19 protein-coding genes are annotated in these 20,593 nt (G+C 58.8%); 14 read left to right on the forward strand and 5 right to left on the reverse strand.

What is annotated here, in order from left to right:
* Positions 1-26 precede the first annotated feature (26 nt).
* Positions 27-668 carry an oxidoreductase gene (locus RGV59_RS01975; RefSeq protein WP_017848356.1) on the forward strand — a complete coding sequence of 214 codons (642 nt, stop codon included), beginning with the start codon at positions 27-29 and terminating at the stop codon, positions 666-668.
* Positions 669-726: 58 nt separating this feature from the next.
* Here the strand turns inward: RGV59_RS01975 and RGV59_RS01980 are convergent, their stop codons facing one another.
* From RGV59_RS01980 to RGV59_RS02000, 5 genes are all read right to left on the reverse strand, one after another.
* The gene (locus RGV59_RS01980) at positions 727-1,011 is read right to left on the reverse strand and encodes a YceK/YidQ family lipoprotein (protein WP_017848357.1); all 285 of its coding nucleotides are present in this window, start codon (positions 1,009-1,011) and stop codon (positions 727-729) included.
* Positions 1,004-1,633 carry a flavin prenyltransferase UbiX gene (ubiX, locus tag RGV59_RS01985; RefSeq protein ID WP_010206807.1) on the reverse strand — a complete coding sequence of 210 codons (630 nt, stop codon included), beginning with the start codon at positions 1,631-1,633 and terminating at the stop codon, positions 1,004-1,006. The genes RGV59_RS01980 and ubiX overlap by 8 nt, the downstream gene beginning before the upstream one ends.
* Positions 1,630-2,979 carry a UDP-N-acetylmuramate:L-alanyl-gamma-D-glutamyl-meso-diaminopimelate ligase gene (gene mpl, locus RGV59_RS01990; protein WP_017848358.1) on the reverse strand — a complete coding sequence of 450 codons (1,350 nt, stop codon included), beginning with the start codon at positions 2,977-2,979 and terminating at the stop codon, positions 1,630-1,632. The genes ubiX and mpl overlap by 4 nt, the downstream gene beginning before the upstream one ends.
* 209 nt (positions 2,980-3,188) lie before the next feature.
* The gene (locus RGV59_RS01995) at positions 3,189-4,265 is read right to left on the reverse strand and encodes a hypothetical protein (RefSeq protein WP_126586257.1); all 1,077 of its coding nucleotides are present in this window, start codon (positions 4,263-4,265) and stop codon (positions 3,189-3,191) included.
* Positions 4,266-4,476: 211 nt separating this feature from the next.
* Positions 4,477-6,402, reverse strand: coding sequence for a sigma-54-dependent Fis family transcriptional regulator (locus RGV59_RS02000; protein ID WP_126586259.1), 1,926 nt, complete (start codon positions 6,400-6,402; stop codon positions 4,477-4,479).
* Positions 6,403-6,676: 274 nt separating this feature from the next.
* On the opposite strand from RGV59_RS02000, the gene RGV59_RS02005 reads away from it, so the two are divergent.
* From RGV59_RS02005 to RGV59_RS02070, 13 genes are all read left to right on the forward strand, one after another.
* Positions 6,677-8,197, forward strand: coding sequence for an aldehyde dehydrogenase family protein (locus RGV59_RS02005; protein WP_017848361.1), 1,521 nt, complete (start codon positions 6,677-6,679; stop codon positions 8,195-8,197).
* Positions 8,198-8,381: 184 nt separating this feature from the next.
* Positions 8,382-9,815, forward strand: coding sequence for an ethanolamine permease (gene eat, locus RGV59_RS02015; RefSeq protein WP_017848362.1), 1,434 nt, complete (start codon positions 8,382-8,384; stop codon positions 9,813-9,815).
* Between the two features lie 63 nt (positions 9,816-9,878).
* Positions 9,879-11,273: an ethanolamine ammonia-lyase subunit EutB gene (locus RGV59_RS02020; protein WP_017848363.1), complete on the forward strand. Its 1,395-nt coding sequence runs from the start codon at positions 9,879-9,881 to the stop codon at positions 11,271-11,273.
* Positions 11,270-12,103 (forward strand): ethanolamine ammonia-lyase subunit EutC, encoded by an 834-nt coding sequence (eutC, locus tag RGV59_RS02025; RefSeq protein ID WP_017848364.1) that lies wholly within the window; start codon positions 11,270-11,272, stop codon positions 12,101-12,103. The genes RGV59_RS02020 and eutC overlap by 4 nt, the downstream gene beginning before the upstream one ends.
* A gap of 92 nt (positions 12,104-12,195) precedes the next feature.
* Complete coding sequence (locus RGV59_RS02030; RefSeq protein WP_017848365.1) at positions 12,196-12,654, forward strand: GNAT family N-acetyltransferase; 459 nt, start codon at positions 12,196-12,198, stop codon at positions 12,652-12,654.
* A 309-nt stretch (positions 12,655-12,963) separates the two neighbouring features.
* Complete coding sequence (locus RGV59_RS02035; protein ID WP_017848366.1) at positions 12,964-13,620, forward strand: DedA family protein; 657 nt, start codon at positions 12,964-12,966, stop codon at positions 13,618-13,620.
* A 6-nt stretch (positions 13,621-13,626) separates the two neighbouring features.
* Positions 13,627-14,442, forward strand: coding sequence for a zinc-dependent peptidase (locus tag RGV59_RS02040; RefSeq protein WP_017848367.1), 816 nt, complete (start codon positions 13,627-13,629; stop codon positions 14,440-14,442).
* A gap of 107 nt (positions 14,443-14,549) precedes the next feature.
* Positions 14,550-15,077, forward strand: a complete 528-nt coding sequence (gene ppa / locus RGV59_RS02045) for an inorganic diphosphatase (protein WP_003176323.1) — start codon at positions 14,550-14,552, stop codon at positions 15,075-15,077.
* A 213-nt stretch (positions 15,078-15,290) separates the two neighbouring features.
* Positions 15,291-16,064, forward strand: a complete 774-nt coding sequence (locus RGV59_RS02050; RefSeq protein WP_079444786.1) for a LexA family transcriptional regulator — start codon at positions 15,291-15,293, stop codon at positions 16,062-16,064.
* 536 nt (positions 16,065-16,600) lie between these two features.
* Positions 16,601-16,834, forward strand: a complete 234-nt coding sequence (locus RGV59_RS02055; RefSeq protein ID WP_260473888.1) for a hypothetical protein — start codon at positions 16,601-16,603, stop codon at positions 16,832-16,834.
* 47 nt (positions 16,835-16,881) lie between these two features.
* On the forward strand, positions 16,882-18,474 hold the full coding sequence (locus tag RGV59_RS02060; RefSeq protein WP_260473889.1) for a hypothetical protein: 1,593 nt from the start codon (positions 16,882-16,884) through the stop codon (positions 18,472-18,474).
* Positions 18,474-19,205, forward strand: coding sequence for an OmpA family protein (locus tag RGV59_RS02065; RefSeq protein ID WP_126586263.1), 732 nt, complete (start codon positions 18,474-18,476; stop codon positions 19,203-19,205). Before RGV59_RS02060 ends, RGV59_RS02065 begins: the two co-directional genes overlap by 1 nt.
* The gene (locus tag RGV59_RS02070) at positions 19,189-20,274 is read left to right on the forward strand and encodes an HNH endonuclease (protein ID WP_126586265.1); all 1,086 of its coding nucleotides are present in this window, start codon (positions 19,189-19,191) and stop codon (positions 20,272-20,274) included. Before RGV59_RS02065 ends, RGV59_RS02070 begins: the two co-directional genes overlap by 17 nt.
* Positions 20,275-20,593 lie beyond the last annotated feature (319 nt).

Here is a 20,593-nt window from a genome sequence, read left to right on the forward strand (position 1 = left end):
TAACGTGTAACAAAGGGGGAAACACCATGTACCTGACGCCTCAGCATATTTTGCTCGCAGGAGCCTCTGGCCTGACCGGCGAACACCTGCTCGATCGCCTGCTCAACGAACCCACCGTGACCCGTGTGCTGGCGCCCAGCCGCAAGCCATTGGCCGAACATCCACGCCTGGAAAACCCAGTGGGCGACCCGGCGGTGGTCCTGCCGCAACTGCGTGGCCAGGTCGATATCGCCTTCTGCTGCCTGGGTACCACGATCAAGCAAGCCGGCTCCGAGGACGCCTTTCGCGCGATCGACCTGGACCTGGTCGTGGCCTTTGCCAAGCGCGCGCGGGAAATGGGCGCGCGGCACCTGATTGTCATCAGCGCGATTGGCGCCGACCCGAAATCCTCGATCTTCTACAACCGGATCAAAGGGCAAATGGAAGACGCCTTGAAAGCCCAGGGTTGGCCGCAACTGACCATCGTGCGGCCGTCGCTGTTGCTGGGGGAGCGCCTCGAACCGCGCCTGGCCGAGCAATTGGCCGGGCCGTTGTCACGGCTGATTCCAGGCAAGTACCACGGCATCGAAGTGTGCGAACTGGCACGCGCCATGTGGCGCCTGGCGCTGGAAGAGCAAGATGGTGTGCGTGTGGTCGAATCGGATGAGTTGCGCAAGCTGGGTAAATAAACCCGCCAACCGAGCTGCCAGCTCAACATGTGGGTTCAGATGGGGCCTGAGCGCGGAGTCACAGCCCTCCCGTGGCGTTGAACCCTACCCCCAACACCGTCAACACCGACAGCGGCAACAGCAGGGTATCGAGCAACGCGCTGGCTGGCAGGTCGACGCCGGGATAGCTCGGCGCCTCGGCACCAAAACGGTCCATCGCGCAACAGCCGCCGTTCATCGCATACAGGTCCAGCCGCGTGCCGGCATACACCACCGGCGCGCCGGGCTTCGCCGCATCCAGCGTGCGCGCGGTGGCGCAGCCCGCCAGTTGCAACGCCAGCAACACCAACAGCGCCTTATTCATCGCTGCTCAAATGGTGCTCACCCCAACGGGGGAGCATGTCCTGGGGAATGTTCAGCAGGTTGAGAATCCGCGCCACCACAAAATCCACCAGGTCATCAATGGTCTGCGGCTGGTGATAGAAACCAGGCGACGCCGGCAAGATGGTCACGCCCATGTTCGACAACTTGAGCATGTGCTCCAGGTGAATGCTCGAATACGGCGCCTCACGCGGCACCAAAATCAGCTGGCGCCGCTCTTTCAACGTCACATCGGCGGCCCGTTCGATCAAATTGTTGCAGGCGCCCGTGGCAATCGCCGACAACGTACCGGTGGAACACGGCACCACCACCATCGCCGCCGGCGCGCCGGAGCCGGAGGCCACCGGCGACATCCAATCCTCTTTACCGTAGACCTTGATCTGCCCCGCCGCCGCACCGGTGTACTCGGTGAGGAACGCCTGCATCATCTGCACCTTGGGCGGCAGCGCGACATCGGTCTCGGTGGCCATCACCAGTTGCGCGGCCTTGGAGATCAGGAAATGAACTTCACGCTCCTCGCGCACCAGGCAGTCGAGCAGGCGCAAGCCATAGGGCGCGCCGGATGCGCCGGTCATCGCCAGCGTCACGCGCTCGGGCCCGCTCATTTCAGGGCCTCAGCCAATTTGCCGTGCAGGCCGCCGAAGCCGCCGTTGCTCATGACCACCACGTGGGTGCCGGGCGTGGCCTGTTGCTTGACGTGTTCAATGATGCCTTCGATCGAATCGCAGACCGTCGACGGCACGTGACACAGCGCCGCAATGGCGGGCAGGTCCCAGCCGAGGTTGGCCGGTGCGTACCAGACCACTTGGTCCGCATCATTGACGCTCTCCGGCAAACCATCGCGGTGCGCGCCGAGCTTCATGGAGTTGGAGCGCGGTTCGATAATCGCAATGATCGGCGCATCACCGACCCGCTTGCGCAGGCCATCAAGGGTGGTGGCAATCGCCGTTGGGTGGTGGGCAAAGTCGTCGTAGATGGTAATCCCATTCACATCGGCAACTTTTTCCATGCGTCGTTTCACACTTTTGAACGCACTCAAGGCCGCGATGCCCATGGAAGGCACCACGCCAACATGCCGTGCCGCCGCCAAGGTGACCAGGGCGTTGGCAACGTTGTGCTGGCCGGTCATGTCCCAGTCGACCACACCCTGGGCCTCGCCTTCGAACAGCACTTCAAATGTCGAACCGTCTTCACTGAGCAACCTGACCTGCCACTGCCCGCCCGCGCCGGTGGTTTGCACCGGCGTCCAGCAGCCCATGTCGATGACGCGCTGCAAGGCCGGCTCGGTGGTCGGGTGGATCACCAGGCCCTCACTCGGGATGGTGCGTACCAAATGGTGGAACTGCCGCTCGATGGCCGCCAGATCGGGGAAGATATCCGCGTGATCGAACTCCAGGTTATTCAGGATCGCCGTGCGCGGGCGGTAGTGGACAAACTTGGAGCGTTTGTCGAAGAACGCGCTGTCGTATTCATCGGCTTCGATCACGAAGAACGGCGTATCGCCCAGGCGCGCCGACACCGAGAAGTTCTGCGGTACGCCGCCGATCAGGAAACCCGGGCTCATGCCTGCGTGCTCCAGCACCCAGGCCAGCATGCTGCTGGTGGTGGTCTTGCCATGGGTGCCGGCTACCGCGAGTACCCAACGGCCTTGCAGCACATGGTCGGCCAGCCATTGGGGGCCGGACACATAGGGCAAACCTTTGTTCAGTACGTATTCGACCGCCGGGTTGCCCCGAGACATGGCGTTGCCGATCACCACCAGGTCGGGGACCGGATCGAATTGGGATGGATCATAGCCCTGGGTCAACTCGATGCCCTGGGCTTGCAGTTGCGTACTCATGGGCGGATAGACGTTGGCATCGGAACCCGTCACATGGTGGCCCAACTCCTTGGCCAGAACCGCCATCGAGCCCATGAAAGTACCGCAAATACCGAGAATATGAATGTGCATGGTCGACCTCGTAAAACATCGAGGCAGGTTAGCGCAGGGAGGGGGAAATCGCACTCTTTTAGCGGTACACGCCAGCTCAATCGTCTGAATTCGGCCGGCAGTGCGGTCGTTGAGCCCGGTGCCGGCACCCGCCGTGACTGCACCGGACTCAGCGTATACGAGGGGTCACTATGGGGTGTCAATTAACGGCCTCCCCTGCATAACCCGCATCAGACAAACTGCATCGAGGATAGCGGCCCCTTCGGCTCCAACACCGTATTGATACGGGAGATCTGGTTTAAAACAGCCTGATTGCGTCGATCCAATGTTTCAAGGCGGCGCACAGGGTCTTTCTCGGTGGCGGCGGTATCACTTTTAAAGGGCCTGAATATAAAATCATTTTCCTTAGAGATTAATTCCAAGTTCGACTCGACGGTGTTGTATTGCTTTTCCAACATATCAAGTCGGGCAGTTGTCTCGGTTGGCCAATCGGGGCTTTTATCCAAGGCTTGACCCTCGCTCCCTTCGGTATAGGCCTGGATCGTATTACTGACCAAGAGCAGTTTTAATTCTGCATTGTCCAAGTGCAACGCCAGGTCTTGCGGCGATGAAGGACTCGGCGCCGATCCCGCCACACCGTTCTGTTGACTCGGCGCGGGCTGGTGCGCGGGAGGAAGTAAGGGGGTATTGGCGCTGAACGCCCCCTTGATCTGCTCGCCACTCCATACGGAGCCTGCGTAAGTACCAATACTCAATGGCGTACTGACCAAGCCGTTGACTGCGGCATTCACGAAAGCGTCCCGTGTCACGGTTTTCAGATCTGGCCCGGTCTTGAACACGCCAGCCTTGACCAGGCGATCGGCAGTGACGAGGTTTTGCGCCACCTCGCCAAACGTCTTGGGAACGGGGTGAGACCTGGAAGGAAGGGTAGAGCCCCCGAACCGGTTGTTATTAATCAGATCTCGAAAGGGCTTATTAGATGCATGAGTGGAAGGTGGGTTTGAGAAAAACGGTCCCTTATTAACCTGAGTATATTGACCGGGCGTCCCAGACGGCACGCGGGAAGTGCTATGCGTCGGCCTGCGGAAAAAACGTCCGAAATCAAGTCCCCTTTTGCTACGAACCTGCGTGTCCGAGTTCAAACGTTCAGCATCATAAGTAAGCTCGGAGCGATCATTTTGCCAAGTAGCCGAAGCGGCGTTGCGCGGGTTACCGGTCGATCCAGTATTATTGGCAGCTTGAGTAACATCAGCTGAAACGTCACTGGACGGTGCTGTAGTGTAAGTTGGAACACCTGTAACATTCATAATCATCACCTTAGTCAGTCAATAAAAACTTGCATTCACTGGGTGACAAAAATATCTATCTCAGTTCCACCGAAACAACATTACATGCATTTACTTCCGCGCCAGCCAGGACACACTTTCTCAACAATTAACCCACAAAAGCAAAAACAGTAAATCCCCCTACAACCAACAATTAAAAACCGCCCCCACACACTCGACAACAACTTACGAATTACAACGCCGAACGCAGTTCAATGCCATGTTTGCGTAACTTTCGATATAACGTGTTGCGGCTCACCCCCAACCGTTCAGCCACAAGGGTCATATGCCAGCGCTGCTGCGTCAGGACCTTCAACAATGCCAGGCGCTCGGCATCCTCAAGCAGCGACAGCGGGGGGACATCCGCAGCAGGCGTAGTCAAGGACGCCGGGCGGATCATCGGCGGCAAATCATCGACACCGATCAACGCGCCGTCACACAGTGCAACCAGGGTGCGCAACACCGTGCGCAACTGCCGCACATTGCCCGGCCAGGCGAACGCCAGCAATGCCTGACGCGCGCCGGCATCAAGCGTTATCGTCTGCTCCCCGGCTTCCTGGGCCAGCAGAAAATCCAGCAATTGCGGCTTATCACTGCGCTCGCGCAACGGCGGCAAGCCGATTTCGAGGCCATTGAGTCGGTAGTACAAATCTTCACGAAAGCTGCCGGCCTGCACACGTTGCAACAAATCACGGTGGGTGGCGCTGATGACTCTAACGTTTACCGACTGGGGCTCGCCGCCGATGGGCACCACCAGGCGATCCTCCAGCACCCTCAAGAGCCGGGTTTGCAAAGCCAGGGGCATGTCGCCGATTTCATCCAGGAACAACGTGCCCCCATCTGCCTGTTGCAGCTTGCCGCGCATGCCTTCCTTGCGGGCACCGGTGAAACTGCCGCCGCGATAGCCGAACAGTTCGCTTTCGATCAGGCTTTCCGGGATGGCGGCGCAGTTGAGCGCAACAAAAGCCTTGTCCGCACGCTGGCTGGCCTGGTGTACGGCCTTGGCGAAGGCCTCTTTGCCGGAACCGGTTTCACCGTTGACCAGCAGCGGCACATCACGTTCGAACACGCGCAACGCCTTGCGAAAATCGCTTTGCAACGCGGAATCGCCCAGGCAGATACCGAGCAGACGCTCGGGCTTGGCGGCAACCACCGGCTGCGACGGTACGGGCACCGGCACACTGCGCGGCTGGCCGCGCAACGCGGCAAACAGATGTCGACCGTCCCGCGTCCGCAGCGGCCAACTCGCTGTGGCATTGGCGCTGGCGCGGCCCAGCAGTTGATCCAGGGTGCATTCGAAAAGCACTTCCACAGGCTGCCCCAGCAAGCCACCACGCATCTGCCCCAACAGGTTCAGGGCACTTTGGTTGACTGCGCACATGCGCCCTTCACCGTCGAACGCCAGCAGCCCTTCACTGAACAAGCCCACGGACTCCGCCTGCAAGTGAAAACGCAGCAGCCAGTGGTGTTCAAAGTGACGCAGGAAGTAACAACTCTCGATCATCTTCGCCGACAGGTTGACCAGCGCCATGGTGTGGAACTGGCTCTGACGCGACACCGCTTCTCGCGCCGACGACACGTCCAGCACCGCCAGCAACTCACCATGGGGATCGAACACCGGGCTCGCCGAACAGGTCAGCCCGGTGTGGCGCCCGCGAAAATGCTCATCGCGGTGAATGGTCAACGACTGGCGCTCCACCAGGCAGGTGCCGATGCCATTGGTGCCTTCGCAGGCCTCGCTCCAGTCGGCGCCGAGCCACAATCCGGCGCGCTCGAAAATCTTGCGCTCGGACGGCGCGGTGACGCAGTTGAGGATCACCCCGCGCGCGTCGGTGAGCAACACGGCGTGACCGGCGCCCGAAAGTTGCTGATGCAGGCTGTTCATCTCGCCGCCAGCGATGTGCAGCACCTGCTGCAGGCGCTCGCGGCTTTCCAGCAGACGGCCATGTTCGAGCACGGTGGGGGCGATGCTCAGCGCAGGGTCGAGGTGATAGTCCTCCAGGCAACGCAGCCAGGAGCGGGCGATGGACGGGTCGCTGCCGGGGCCCTGGGAAAGGTCTTGCCCACGGGTCACGGTCAAGACTTGCTGGGCATGGCGACTGAAATGATCGTGATGCATGTTCTTATTATTCTCCCTGCGTGAGAACGTCCAGCATCCCCCAGCCACCCGGCCATTGCAATCCCGCGCCGACCCACCGGTCACAGGTTGTACCGTGCATGGCACAAACTGTCACACAGACTGTACCAAGGCTGGCACAGCCGCACTTTTTGGCTCTCGCCAACCCCCTGATTTAACTGGCTTGCAAGGCAGTGGCCCGACCTTTGCTCTACGCTTTATCAAGCGCTTGCCGCGCTGCACTCCAATAAACATAAAAAGCCAGGAGATACCCACCATGCGTTACGCACACCCCGGTACTGAAGGCGCCATCGTTTCGTTCAAGGCCAAGTACGGCAACTACATCGGCGGCGAATTCGTGGCGCCGATCGATGGCAACTACTTCACCAACACTTCCCCGGTCAACGGCAAGCCCATCGCCGAATTCCCGCGCTCCACCGCCAAAGACATCGACAAGGCGCTGGACGCCGCGCATGCCGCCGCCGACGCCTGGGGCAAAACCTCTGCCCAGGACCGCTCGCTGGTGCTGCTGAAGATCGCCGACCGTATCGAACAGAACCTCGAACTGCTGGCCATCACCGAAACCTGGGACAACGGCAAGGCCGTGCGGGAAACCCTCAACGCCGACATCCCGCTGGCCGCCGACCACTTCCGCTACTTCGCCGGTTGCATCCGCGCCCAGGAAGGCAGCAGCGCCGAAATCAACGAACACACCGCCGCCTATCACTTCCATGAGCCCCTGGGCGTGGTCGGCCAGATCATCCCGTGGAACTTCCCGCTGCTGATGGCCGCCTGGAAACTCGCCCCGGCCCTGGCCGCCGGCAACTGCGTGGTGCTCAAGCCGGCCGAGCAAACCCCGCTGGGCATCAACGTGCTGATGGAAGTCATCGGCGACCTGCTGCCGCCGGGCGTGCTGAACGTGGTACACGGTTTCGGCAAAGAAGCTGGCGAAGCCCTGGCCACCAGCAAGCGCATCGCCAAGATCGCCTTCACCGGCTCTACCCCGGTGGGCGCGCACATCATGCATTGCGCGGCCGAGAACATCATTCCGTCCACCGTTGAACTGGGTGGCAAGTCGCCGAACATCTTCTTCGCCGACATCATGAAAGCCGAACCGCAATTCATCGAGAAAGCCGCCGAAGGCTTGGTGCTGGCGTTCTTCAACCAGGGCGAAGTGTGTACCTGCCCATCCCGTGCGCTGGTGGAAGAGTCTATCTACGACGACTTCATGAAAGTGGTGATGAAGAAGGTCGCGTCGATCAAGCGTGGCGACCCGCTGGACACCGACACCATGGTCGGCGCCCAGGCGTCCGAGCAGCAGTTCGACAAGATCCTGTCGTACCTGGAAATCGCCAAGGGCGAAGGCGCCGAGTTGCTGGCCGGCGGCAAGGTCGAGAAGCTGACAGGTGATCTGGCCACCGGCTATTACATCCAGCCGACCCTGCTCAAGGGCACCAACAAGATGCGGGTGTTCCAGGAAGAAATTTTCGGCCCGGTGGTGAGCATCACCACCTTCAAGGATGAAGCCGAAGCCCTGGCGATCGCCAACGACACCGAGTTCGGCCTCGGCGCCGGCCTGTGGACCCGCGACATCAACCGCGCCTACCGCATGGGCCGGGCGATCAAGGCGGGCCGCGTGTGGACCAACTGCTACCACCTGTACCCGGCACATGCCGCGTTTGGCGGTTACAAGAAGTCCGGCGTCGGTCGTGAAACCCACAAGATGATGTTGGATCACTACCAGCAGACCAAGAACCTGCTGGTGAGCTACGACATCAATCCATTGGGCTTCTTCTAACCCAACACCGCCGGGGCGATAACCGCCCCCGTAGGAGCGAGCTTGCTCGCGAAGAACCTCAACGATTACGCGGATAGCCTGGCTCTGCGCGGTGCTCTGAAGTTTTTCGCGAGCAAGCTCGCTCCTACATTACCCGGCGACAACTTGTCGGGACCAAAACAATAAGAATGAAAGGTACTTTCCCATGCCTAGCGAACCCACTGGATCCTCCGTCGACTTCGAAAAAGTCGATTCCCAATACTTCCAACAACGCGAACTGAAAAAAGGCGCCGCCGGCTGGGTGCTGCTGGTCGGCCTTGGCGTTGCCTACGTGATCTCCGGCGACTACGCCGGCTGGAACTTCGGCCTGGCCCAGGGTGGCTGGGGCGGCATGTTCCTCGCCACATTGCTGATGGCCACCATGTACCTGTGCATGTGCTTTTCCCTGGCCGAACTGTCTTCCATGATCCCTACTGCCGGCGGTGGCTACGGTTTTGCCCGCAGCGCCTTTGGCCCTTGGGGCGGGTTCCTGACGGGCACCGCGATCCTGATCGAATACGCCATCGCCCCCGCCGCCATCGCGGTGTTCATCGGCGCCTATTGCGAGTCGTTGTTCGGCATCGGCGGCTGGATGATTTACCTGGCGTTCTACATCATCTTCATCGGCATCCATATCTTTGGCGTGGGTGAAGCCTTGAAGCTGATGTTTGTCATCACCGCCGTCGCCGCCATTGCACTGGGCGTGTTCCTGGTGTCGATGGTGCCGCACTTCAACGTCGCCAACCTGCTCGACATCCCGGTGACCGACGCCAAGGGCGCCAGCACCTTCCTGCCATTCGGCTACGTCGGCGTGTGGGCAGCGATTCCCTATGCGATCTGGTTCTTCCTGGCGGTAGAAGGCGTGCCGCTGGCGGCCGAAGAAACCAAGAACCCGAAGCGCGACCTGCCTCGCGGCCTGATCGGCGCCATTGTGGTGCTGACCAGTTTTGCCCTGCTGATCCTGGTGATTGCACCGGGCGGCGCCGGCACCTACGCGCTGATCAAGTCCGGCAACCCGCTGGTTGAAGCGTTGGCGCTGTCTTACGGCGGCTCGACGTGGATGGGCAGCTTCGTCAACCTGGTCGGCCTGGCGGGCTTGATCGCCAGCTTTTTCTCGATTATCTACGCCTATTCGCGGCAGATCTTCGCGTTGTCCCGCGCCGGCTACCTGCCGCGCAAACTGTCCCAGACCAACAAAAGCAAGGCGCCGGTCCTGGCGCTGGTGATCCCCGGCATTATCGGTTTCGGCCTGTCGCTGACCGGCCAGGGCGACCTGCTGATTCTGGTGGCGGTGTTTGGCGCGACCATTTCCTACGTGCTGATGATGGCCGCGCACATCACCCTGCGCATCCGTCGCCCCAAAATGGATCGTCCGTACCGCACGCCGGGCGGCATCTTTACCTCCGGCGTGGCCCTGGTATTGGCCTGCGTGGCCGTGGTGGCGGGCTTTCTGGTCGACCCGCGAGTGGTGATTGGCGCTGCAATCATCTATGGAGTATTAATTGCTTACTTTGCTTTCTACAGCCGGCATCACTTGGTAGCAGGCACGCCGGAAGAAGAGTTCGCGGCGATCCAGGCCGCAGAGGCCGCCTTGCACTGACTGCCGTAAACCTCGACGCGGGCGCCTTACCCATATTTGCCCGCGTCATCAAGGAGACACTGTATGGCAAGTTTTTCCCACGCGGTGGGCGCATCGACCTACCGCTTCGACAGCCTCAAGGACGTGATGGCCAAGGCCAGCCCCGCCCGTTCAGGCGACTTCCTCGCTGGCGTCGCCGCACAGAACGATGGCGAGCGGGTGGCGGCGCAAATGGCCTTGGCGAATATCCCGCTGAAGCACTTCCTGCAAGAGGCGCTGATTCCCTATGAAAGCGACGAAGTCACCCGACTGATCATCGACACCCACGATAAACAGGCGTTTACCGCCGTCAGCCACCTGACCGTCGGCGGCCTGCGCGACTGGCTGCTCAGTGACGCAGCCGATGAACAATCCCTACGCGCCTTGGCGCCAGGGCTGACACCAGAAATGGCCGCCGCCGTGTCGAAGATCATGCGCGTGCAAGACCTGGTGCTGGTCGCGCAGAAGATCCGCGTGGTCACCCGGTTTCGCGGCACCATGGGCCTGCGCGGCCGCTTGTCGACCCGCCTGCAACCGAACCACCCCACCGACGAACCGGCGGGCATCGCGGCGAGCATTCTCGACGGCCTGTTGTACGGCAACGGCGACGCCATGATCGGCATCAACCCGGCCACCGACAGCATCGCCTCGATCTGCGCGATGCTGGAGATGCTCGACGCGATCATCCAGCGTTACGAAATCCCCACCCAGGCCTGCGTGCTGACCCACGTCACCACCTCCATCGAAGCCATCAACCGTGGCGTGCCGCTGGATCTGGTGTTCCAGTCGATCGCCGGCACCGAGGCGGCCAACGCCAGTTTCGGCATCAGCCTGAGCGTGCTGCAGGAGGGCTACGAAGCAGGCCTGAGCCTGAACCGTGGCACCCTCGGGCAAAACCTGATGTATTTCGAAACCGGCCAGGGCAGCGCCTTGTCGGCCAACGCGCACTTCGGCGTCGACCAGCAAACCTGTGAAACCCGCGCCTACGCCGTGGCCCGGCACTTCAAGCCGTTTCTGGTGAACACCGTGGTCGGTTTTATCGGCCCCGAGTACCTGTACAACGGCAAACAGATCATCCGCGCCGGCCTCGAAGACCACTTCTGCGGCAAGCTGCTGGGGGTGCCGATGGGTTGCGACATCTGCTACACCAACCACGCCGAAGCCGACCAGGACGACATGGACACCCTGCTGACCCTGCTGGGCGTGGCCGGGATCAACTTCATCATGGGCATTCCCGGTTCCGACGACATCATGCTCAACTACCAGACCACCTCGTTCCACGACGCCCTGTACGCCCGCCAGACATTGGGTTTAAAGCCGGCGCCGGAGTTTGAACAGTGGCTGGCGAACATGGGCATTTTCACGCAAGCCGACGGCAAAGTGCGCTTCGGCAACAGCCTGCCACCGGCGTTTCGCCACGCCTTGGCGCAATTGGGATGAAGGAGCCGCCCGTGCAACCAGACTTACCCGAAAACCCGTGGCTGGAACTGCGTCGCCTGACCCCGGCGCGCATCGCCCTGGGCCGTACTGGCACCAGCATCCCCACCAGCGCACAGTTGGACTTCCAATTTGCCCACGCCCAGGCGCGGGACGCGGTCCACCTGCCCTTCGACCACGTCGGCCTCAGCACTCAGCTCGCCGAACGCGGGCGTGACAGCCTGTTGCTGCACAGCGCCGCCGTCGACCGCCACAGCTACCTGCAACGCCCGGACCTGGGGCGGCGCCTGAGCGATGAGTCGGCCCAGGCCCTGCGCGACCATGCGGCGGCCAACCCGGGCGGCATCGACCTGGCCGTGGTGGTGGCCGATGGTCTGTCGGCGCTGGCGGTACATAAACACACGTTGCCGTTTCTCACGCGCATGGAGGAACAGACCCACGCCGAAGGCTGGTCCTTGTCACCGGTGATCCTGGTGGAACAGGGCCGCGTCGCGGTGGCCGATGAGATTGGCCAGCTACTCGGCGCCAAGATGGTGGTGATCCTCATCGGTGAACGACCGGGGCTCAGTTCGCCGGACAGCCTGGGCCTGTATTTCACCTACAACCCCAAGGTTGGCCTCACCGATGCGTACCGCAACTGCATCTCCAACGTGCGCCTGGAGGGTTTGAGTTATGGCATGGCAGCCCACCGCCTGCTGTACTTGATGCGCGAGGCCTGCCGTCGGCAGTTGTCGGGGGTCAACCTCAAGGATGAGGCGCAGGTTCAGACCATCGAGTCAGATGACCCGGACTTGGTGAAAGGCAATTTCCTGCTCAGCCCGCCCACCGACTGATCCCCGCACGATTGCGCTTTTTCGCGTCTTTAGGCAGCATCGAGTCACGGCCGCTCGCGTGGTCATATACCATCTGGAAGTTGAGGCCTGGCATGCGGATCACTCAAGCGACCCTGGAACACCTGGACCTGTTGACCCCGTTATTCGTCAAATACCGCGAGTTCTACGGGGCGCTGCCGTTCCCGGACTCTTCGCGGGCGTTCCTGGAAAAACGCCTGCGCCGCAAGGAATCGGTGATCTACCTGGCCCTGGCCGATGACGACGACAAGCGCTTGCTCGGGTTCTGTCAGCTGTACCCGAGCTTTTCTTCGTTGTCGCTCAAACGGGTGTGGATCCTCAACGACATCTACGTCGCCGAAGACGCGCGCCGGCAACTGGTGGCGGACAACCTGATGCGCGCGGCGAAGAAGATGGCCAAGGAAACCCATGCGGTGCGGCTGCGGGTGTCGACCAGCAGCAACAATAACGTGGCGCAGAAGACGTATGAGTCGATGGGTTTTCGCGAAGACAGCGAGTTCAAGAACTACGTGTTGCCGATCAGCGAAGACTGACCCCATCCCCAAGCCCCCCCAAAGTCCCTGTGGGAGGAGCTTGCTCCCGATAGCCGTGGACCAGTCAGACTATTTATAACTGGCACGACCCGATCGGGGGCAAGCCCCCTCCCACATTTGGTTCTGTGGTGCTCTGGGAGCCGAGTGCCATGACATCACCCGCTACAAAACCCACACACTCTTTTCACTTCTCAATCCGTATAATGCCGACCTTTCAGGATTGTAAGAAGCGCGACAAATACTTGTAGCCTTATTACCCGAGCCTCCGCACAGGCCTGCTGAGTCGGGCCATTCACACAGGTGCCATCCATGGATTTCAACCCGCTTGACCTTATCCTGCATCTCGACGTCTACCTCGACCTGCTGGTAAAAAATTACGGTCTGTGGATCTACGCCATTCTGTTCCTTGTAATCTTTTGCGAAACCGGCCTGGTGGTCATGCCGTTCCTGCCGGGTGATTCATTACTGTTCATTGCCGGCGCGGTGGCGGCGGGTGGCGGCATGGACCCGGTCTTGCTCGCCGGTCTATTGATGTTGGCGGCGATCCTCGGCGATAGCACCAACTATGTGATCGGGCGAACAGCCGGCGAACGCTTGTTCAGCAACCCGAACTCGAAAATCTTCCGCCGCGACTACCTGCAAAAAACCCACGACTTCTACGACAAGCACGGCGGCAAAACCGTGACCCTGGCGCGTTTCCTGCCGATCCTGCGCACCTTTGCGCCGTTCGTCGCCGGTATCGCGAAAATGCCCTACCCGCGCTTCTTCGGCTTCAGCGTGCTGGGCACCGTCTTCTGGGTTGGCGGCCTGGTAACCCTGGGTTACTTCTTCGGCAACGTGCCGTTCATCAAGAAAAACCTCTCGCTGCTGGTGGTGTTCATCATCCTGCTGTCGCTGGTGCCGATGATCATCAGCGTGTTCCGCAGCCGCTTTGGTCGCACGTCCACCGAAGCCAAGTCGCAGTAACCTGCGATGTGGTCCCTCAGCGCCTGGCGTCGCCGGCGCCTGTTGGCCAGGCACCCGATTGCCGATGACACCTGGCAGCGGGTGCGCGAGCACCTGACCTTCCTCGACGGCATCAGCGCCGAGCAAGACCAGTGGCTGCGCGAAGCCTGCGTGGTGTTTCTCGCCGAAAAACACCTCACCGCCCTGCCCGGCGTCGAGCTGCACCAGGAACAACGCCTGCTGCTCGCCGCCCAGGCGCAACTGCCACTGATGAACCTCGGCGACCTCGACTGGTATCAGGGCTTCCACGAGATCGTGCTGTACCCCGACGACTTCCTCAGCCCGCAACGTCATCGCGATGCCAGTGGCGTCGAGCACGAGTGGGACGGCGAGCACAGCGGCGAAGCCTGGCAACAAGGCCCGGTGATCCTCGCCTGGCCCGGCGTGCTGGCCAGCGGCAACTGGGAAGGCTACAACCTGGTGATCCACGAACTGGCGCACAAGCTCGACATGCTCAACGGCGACGCCAACGGCCTGCCGCCCCTGCACCACGACATGCGCGTGCAAGACTGGGCCCGCGTGATGCAAGGCGCCTACGATGAGCTTAACCGTCAACTGGACGCCAACCCCGACGCCGAAACCGCCATCGACCCCTACGCCGCCGAAAACCCGGCGGAATTTTTCGCGGTCACCAGCGAATATTTTTTCAGCGCGCCAGATTTATTGGTGGAAAGTTATCCACAGGTGTACGCCCAACTCAGTCATTTTTACCGCCAGGACCCTCTGGCCCGCCTCGCGCAGCTGCAAGCGCACGACCCGCGTTATCAGCCACAAGGCGAATGACTGTACGACGTCTGGTGCATGGCATCGGCGTCAGAATATGCCTATAATCGCCGCCACTTTTAGGCCAATCCGGCCATGTACATGGCCAACTACGGGGGCAACGCCCAATGAGCTACAGCAAGATTCCGGCTGGCAAAGACCTGCCGAACGACATCTACGTCGCCATCGAGATTCCGGCCAACCACGCGCCGATCAAATACGAAATCGACAAAGACAGCGACTGCCTGTTCGTTGACCGGTTCATGGCCACCCCGATGTTCTACCCGGCCAACTACGGTTTCATCCCCAACACCCTGGCTGACGACGGCGACCCCCTCGACGTGCTGGTCGTAACCCCTTACCCGGTTACTCCAGGCTCGGTTATCCGCGCGCGTCCAGTCGGCATCCTGAACATGACCGACGACGGCGGCGGCGATGCCAAAGTCATCGCAGTGCCCCACGACAAGCTGTCCCAGCTGTACGTGGACGTGAAGGAATACACCGATCTGCCGCCACTGCTGCTGGAACAGATCAAGCACTTCTTCGAGAACTACAAAGACCTCGAAAAAGGCAAATGGGTGAAGATCGACGGTTGGGGCAACGCAGACGCCGCCCGCGCCGAGATCATGAAGTCGGTCGCCGCCTACAAAGGCTGATACCGGCTCCTCATTGCTGCGGCAATCAAAAAGCCCCGATCATTCAGGGCTTTTTTTGTGGAAAAACTTAAACACCAAGTTCAATTATTAACACTCTATGTTGAACTAAGCAGCGCCAACGAAAGATCAGGCTACAACTAAGTAAAAACCTACACCGGCAATTGAACGCATAGTTTATTTGATCTATTTTCCCGGCCAGTAAACTCAGCGTTTATGAATACATCAGGTGATCGCTTAAAAGCGCTATTACGGGAAGTTCATCTTTCCGCTTCCGACTTCGCCAAGAACCGCGGCGTCACGCCTCAGCACGTGAACAACTGGTTCAAACGCGGTGTTCCCATGGGCCGACTCAACGAAATCGCAGAACTGCTGTGCGTCTCCAGCCGCTGGCTGCACGCCGGTGTAGGCCCTAAACACCCACCGGCCAACTTCCTGTTGGACGCTCAAGATGCAAGGAAAGCATTGCCCACCCGCGAAGAAAGCGGCAAATACCTCACAGGCCCCGCCCGTTCCCCGGAAACAATCGATGTGGAGATCACCCTCCATCCGTCCTTCACCTCAACCGAACGCATCCGCCTCTCCCGTCACACCCTCGACACCTTAAACGTAAACCCCGACCGCGCCCTCGGCGCCTACATGGTCGATAACAGCATGGTCGACATCATCCAACAAGGCGCCACCCTCGCCATCGACCGCGGCCGCACCCAAATCGTCGACGGCGAAATCTACGCCGTCGAACACGACGACATGCTGCGCATCAAATACCTCTACAACCGCCCCGGCGGCGGCCTGCGCATGCGCAGCCACAACGCCGGCGAACACCCCGACGAATACCTGACCTTCGATCAACGCTTCGAACAGAACTTCCAGATCGTCGGCTGGGTGTTCTGGTGGTCCACCCTCAACAACCGCCGCCCACCCGTGCCGCTGGATGAACACCTGCTGGGCTGGGAAGGCTCTAAATCGGATACGGAGGTGGGCAACTGAGGTGAATATGGGTATCATGCGCCGCACATTTGGCAGGGGCTGGTTTTAGGCCATTCACCCTGCCAGGCGATGCGGAAAAACGCCCGCGGATGCCCTGACTATTCAGCCAGACGCGATGTTGGCTGAGCGATTTGAAGGCTGGTGAGGTTTGTCAAAAACAAGCTGAGGCGGTCCCCGAGAAGCCGGCCACAAGCCGGCTTTTTAATGCGCTAAGTATTTGTAAAATAAGAATTTTTATTCAGAGTTTTACTCAGCCCACACTTCAGCCCATACACCAGTGAGCTTGATTTGGGATGGCAAATGTCTGCCGTCCGTGCCGATGGTGCCTTCCAGCCATAGCAAAACAACCTGTACTAAGTGACCCAAAGGAAAAAGGGTGCGCGTTGAATCTCAACCACAGACCCTGCATCGCGTCCATCATAGGCGCTGGTTACCGGTATGAGGTTCATTGCTTGCCTGGGTCAGTTTTCAATCAGCCCCAACAACTTACGCTTCTTTTCGGTAATATTCGTTAACTCAGGACTGAAGGTCAGGAAATGGATATCACCCCCCTCATTGCGCAGGTCCTGGGCACGCTGCCCTTGTTTATCCCGCTGATGCAACGGATCGGCCTACTAAAATCGTATTCGGCTGACCGCACCATTCGCTACACCGCCCCCTTCACGCTCGCCAACCGAGAAGCCGACTGCCGCATAGCCTGGGCTTTTTTCGAGTGCGCGACATCTCCCCCTGGACTTTCTTCCGTGCCTGATTCTGGAGTTTGCAAATGATTAGCCAATACCTTGAGGGTGCCCTGAGATCCGCCTCAGCGGGCACCATGACTGAGTTGTTCATCTGGGTAATGTTGGCAATCTTTGCCATGGCAATCATCCAAGGCAAAACTGGCAAGCACGGCTTTTTTGTCGAACATGCACCCGCTGTACTGGTATCGCTGGGCATTCTGGGTACCTTTATAGGTATCGTTATCGGTTTGCTAGACTTCAATGCACACGACATCAAGAGCAGCATTGAAGACCTGCTCGATGGTCTGAAAACCGCATTTATCACAAGCCTGGTCGGCATGACGCTATCAATTGTGCTGAAGGCTTTGGATGCTTGGTGGTTTGAGCCCGCGCGCGGGAAGGCAGAGCAGCCTGACTTAGTTACACCTGAGCATATCTACGGCGTAATGAGCCGACAGGAAAAGCTGTTAGAGGCGCTTAATCACTCCCTCGCGGGCAGTGAGGAAGGCTCGGTAGCGGGGCAACTGAAGTTATTGCGATCAGATATGGGCGACTTCCGGAATGGCTTGGATCGTGGACAACACGAGTTTCAGGACAAGCTTTTTAAACACTTGGTTCTGTTTAGCGAGATGCTGGCGCAATCTGCCACAGAGACGGTGATCAATGCACTTCGACAAGTGATACAGGACTTCAATAAGCACTTGGTGGAGCAGTTTGGCGACAACTTCAAGGCGCTTAATGAGTCTGTCGGCAAGATGGTGGACTGGCAAGAGCAGTACAAGCAGCATGTAGAAGTGTTGGAGGCACGTATCGAAATGGCTGTCCGTGAACTTGAACGTACTGCTACAGCTAATGAGGCTATCAGCCGTTCGTTGACGACATCTGAACAATCCATTGGCTCAATTGATAATCACTGCCAGAGTATTCCAACGGCTATCGGCCAGCTAGAGCCAGTACTGCAGGTCAATCAGCACCAAATTCAGGAACTGCAACGACATCTGGATGTGTTCATTGCTATGCGCGATAAAGCCACGAGCGCGGTGCCAGAACTGCAACAGCATATGGATACTCTCTCTAAGGCGCTCTCAGATGGCATGCAGGGCGTCATATCTACCATGCACGAGGGTTCAATGGAGTTCGGACGCTCGGTTGATCTCACCAATACAGCCTTGACCGAGGCCTCGCATGTGATCAGCAGCCAAACGGAACAGATCAACGAGAATATGAAGGATGCAGCGCAGGAGTTCGGTTCCTCTGTGCGTGGCACCCTAGAAAGCATGCTGCATAATTCGAAGGCGCTGGAGCAGCAAATGGGGCTGGCGATCGAGCAGGCGTCTGGCTCATTGACGGAAACATTTAAACAAGCGACCGGTAAGATTCAAGACAGTCTTACATCGACAGTTGATGCCGCGATGAATACGTTGCGCTCAACCGTAGAGGGCAACCTCAGCCAGACTGAATCGCTGATTCAAGGCTCTGCTAACCGCACTATGGGGTCCGTGGAAGCTCAGGTCAGAGAGGCCACCGAGCGGGCTAACGCATCTCTGCAAGCGCAGCTTAATGCTATGGATCAAGCCATCGGGCGTGAGTTAGAGAAAGTCTTCAGGGAAATGGGATCGGCCCTGGCCACTATCTCTCGCCGGATTGCTGATGATCATGCAGAACTGGTTAGCAGGGTGCGTTCGTAATGAGCTCTCTGGACAATGTGTTCCGCAGTCGGCACTCGAAAAAGGAGGATGCCGAGCACTGGATTGGCATTTCCGATTTGATGTCCGGACTAATGATGATGTTCTTGTTCATCGCTGTTGCCTACATGTACTACGTGCAGGTCGAGCGAGAAAACATCAAGGAGATCGCGGTCGCCTATAAGGACACGCAAGTAGCAATATACAATGACCTAAACAATGAGTTTAGGAGTGACCTCCCACGCTGGAATGCGTCGATAGATCGCAACACTCTGCAAGTGATCTTCAACAATCCCGAGGTACTGTTTCGCTCAGGCTCGCCGGAGCTAAGTACACAGTTCCAAGCAATGCTCTCCGACTTCTTTCCACGTTATGTGGCTGTGCTTTCCCGCTACAGGGGGGCGATTGATGAGATTCGTATCGAAGGGCATACCAGCAGTGATTGGGGAACGCTGCATGGTGATGAAGCCTATTTTCCGAACATGGCGCTGTCACAGGATCGGACGCGCTCGGTGCTGCAGTACGTACTATCGAAGTTGACATCTGGAGCAGATAGGGACTGGGTCCGTTCGAGCTTTGCGGCAGTAGGTTACTCCTCGTCAAGGCGCCTTGTGGATGCAAGTAGCACCGCTGAAGACGCCGCACGCTCCCGACGCGTTAACTTTCGGGTGATCACTAACTCCGAGCTGCAGATCCGCACAATCATTGAGAGACTCGATGGAAATCAACATTGATTTTTCCGGGCTATGGGCTCAGGTCAAACGGCTAAATGCGGAGACCGTTGATTTCGATTGGACGGCGGCCGCACAGCTTGACCCTATCGATATCGCGCTGTTGGAGGGGCGCGAGGTTCAGCTCGACGATTTGAATGTCATTAACGGGCTGCTGAGTGTCGATGGCCGTCAGGTGTTGCTGTACATCCCTGACCAATTCGCCCCAGTGGACGTAGTGCAGCTGTCTCCAGATAAAGGTAAGCGTTTCCATGTGGCGGACTGCAAAACGCTGAACGACATGCGCAGCAAAGGACGCTTTGAACGCTATGTGGTTACTAATAATTTGAGCGGGATTTTCCCGATTAGTGGCAAAAGCAGCCGTGGTGTTCGTGAGGAACTGGATTCTCGTCTGCTTGTATGTAAAAACTGCCTAGAAAAGCTCAATTACCAGAATTACTGCCATGAGGGCACACGCTCGACTATCTGGAATGGGTTTGAGATTGGCAAATTCTTTGAAACTTACAGTACGAGCTTTCGCCACCTACCGCGCAGCTTGACGCAGCGTGCTCTCGGGAATGATTACACCAAGGACTGGGCTGAAATTTCTGCGGATGTGAGGCGGCGTTGTGGATTCACTTGCGAGGCGTGTGCTGTGAGCCTCACAGAGCATCGTCACTTACTGCACGTTCATCACATCAACGGCGTAAAACAGGACAACAGCACGGTAAACCTTCGCCCCCTCTGTGCTGACTGTCACCGTAAACAGCCGCTGCACGATCACATGTTTATCTCGACTCAAAACATGCAGATACTTAATCGTTTGCGTCGTGAGCAGAGCATCGTTGCTGGCGACTGGAAGCAGGCTCTGGCACTAGCCGATCTTGCAGTGCATGGCGGGCTTATGCACGGTCGGCACAAAGGTTTTGGGGTTCCTGTGATTGGTTACGAAGTCATGAATGCCCAGGAACTGGTGGTCACAGAGGTTGCGGCTGCATGGCCCGAGCAGCGTATAGCTATGTATGTTGCCGACGCCCCTGCCATTGAGGGTTGGGCTGTACTAAATCCGGTTGAGTTTATTGATAAATATTGAACTGTTGCCGTGATGGTTGTTTTTTTGTGGTGGTGTGCACATGGCAACGGAACGAAATTCATAATGGCGGCGGTTGCAGACTCTGAGTGCAACACGGTTACCTTGGCCAAGTATGGATTGATCAATTTAGAGCGTCCATTTCCGCTGAGCAGAAGCACTTCCCAAACCTCGCGGACCTACGGCCCCCCTAATTCTGACCTTCCGCAGGGTTTGCATTCCCATAGGGCTAGCTTACGCAAGCACGTTAGCTGAAAATCAGGCAAGGGGCGCGATGATTGAAAATGCTTCAGCACTGTTTAGTCAAATCATGACAGGCACG

The organism is Pseudomonas sp. FG1 (genome assembly GCF_034313875.1).
Taxonomy (GTDB): Bacteria; Pseudomonadota; Gammaproteobacteria; order Pseudomonadales; family Pseudomonadaceae; genus Aquipseudomonas; species Aquipseudomonas veronii.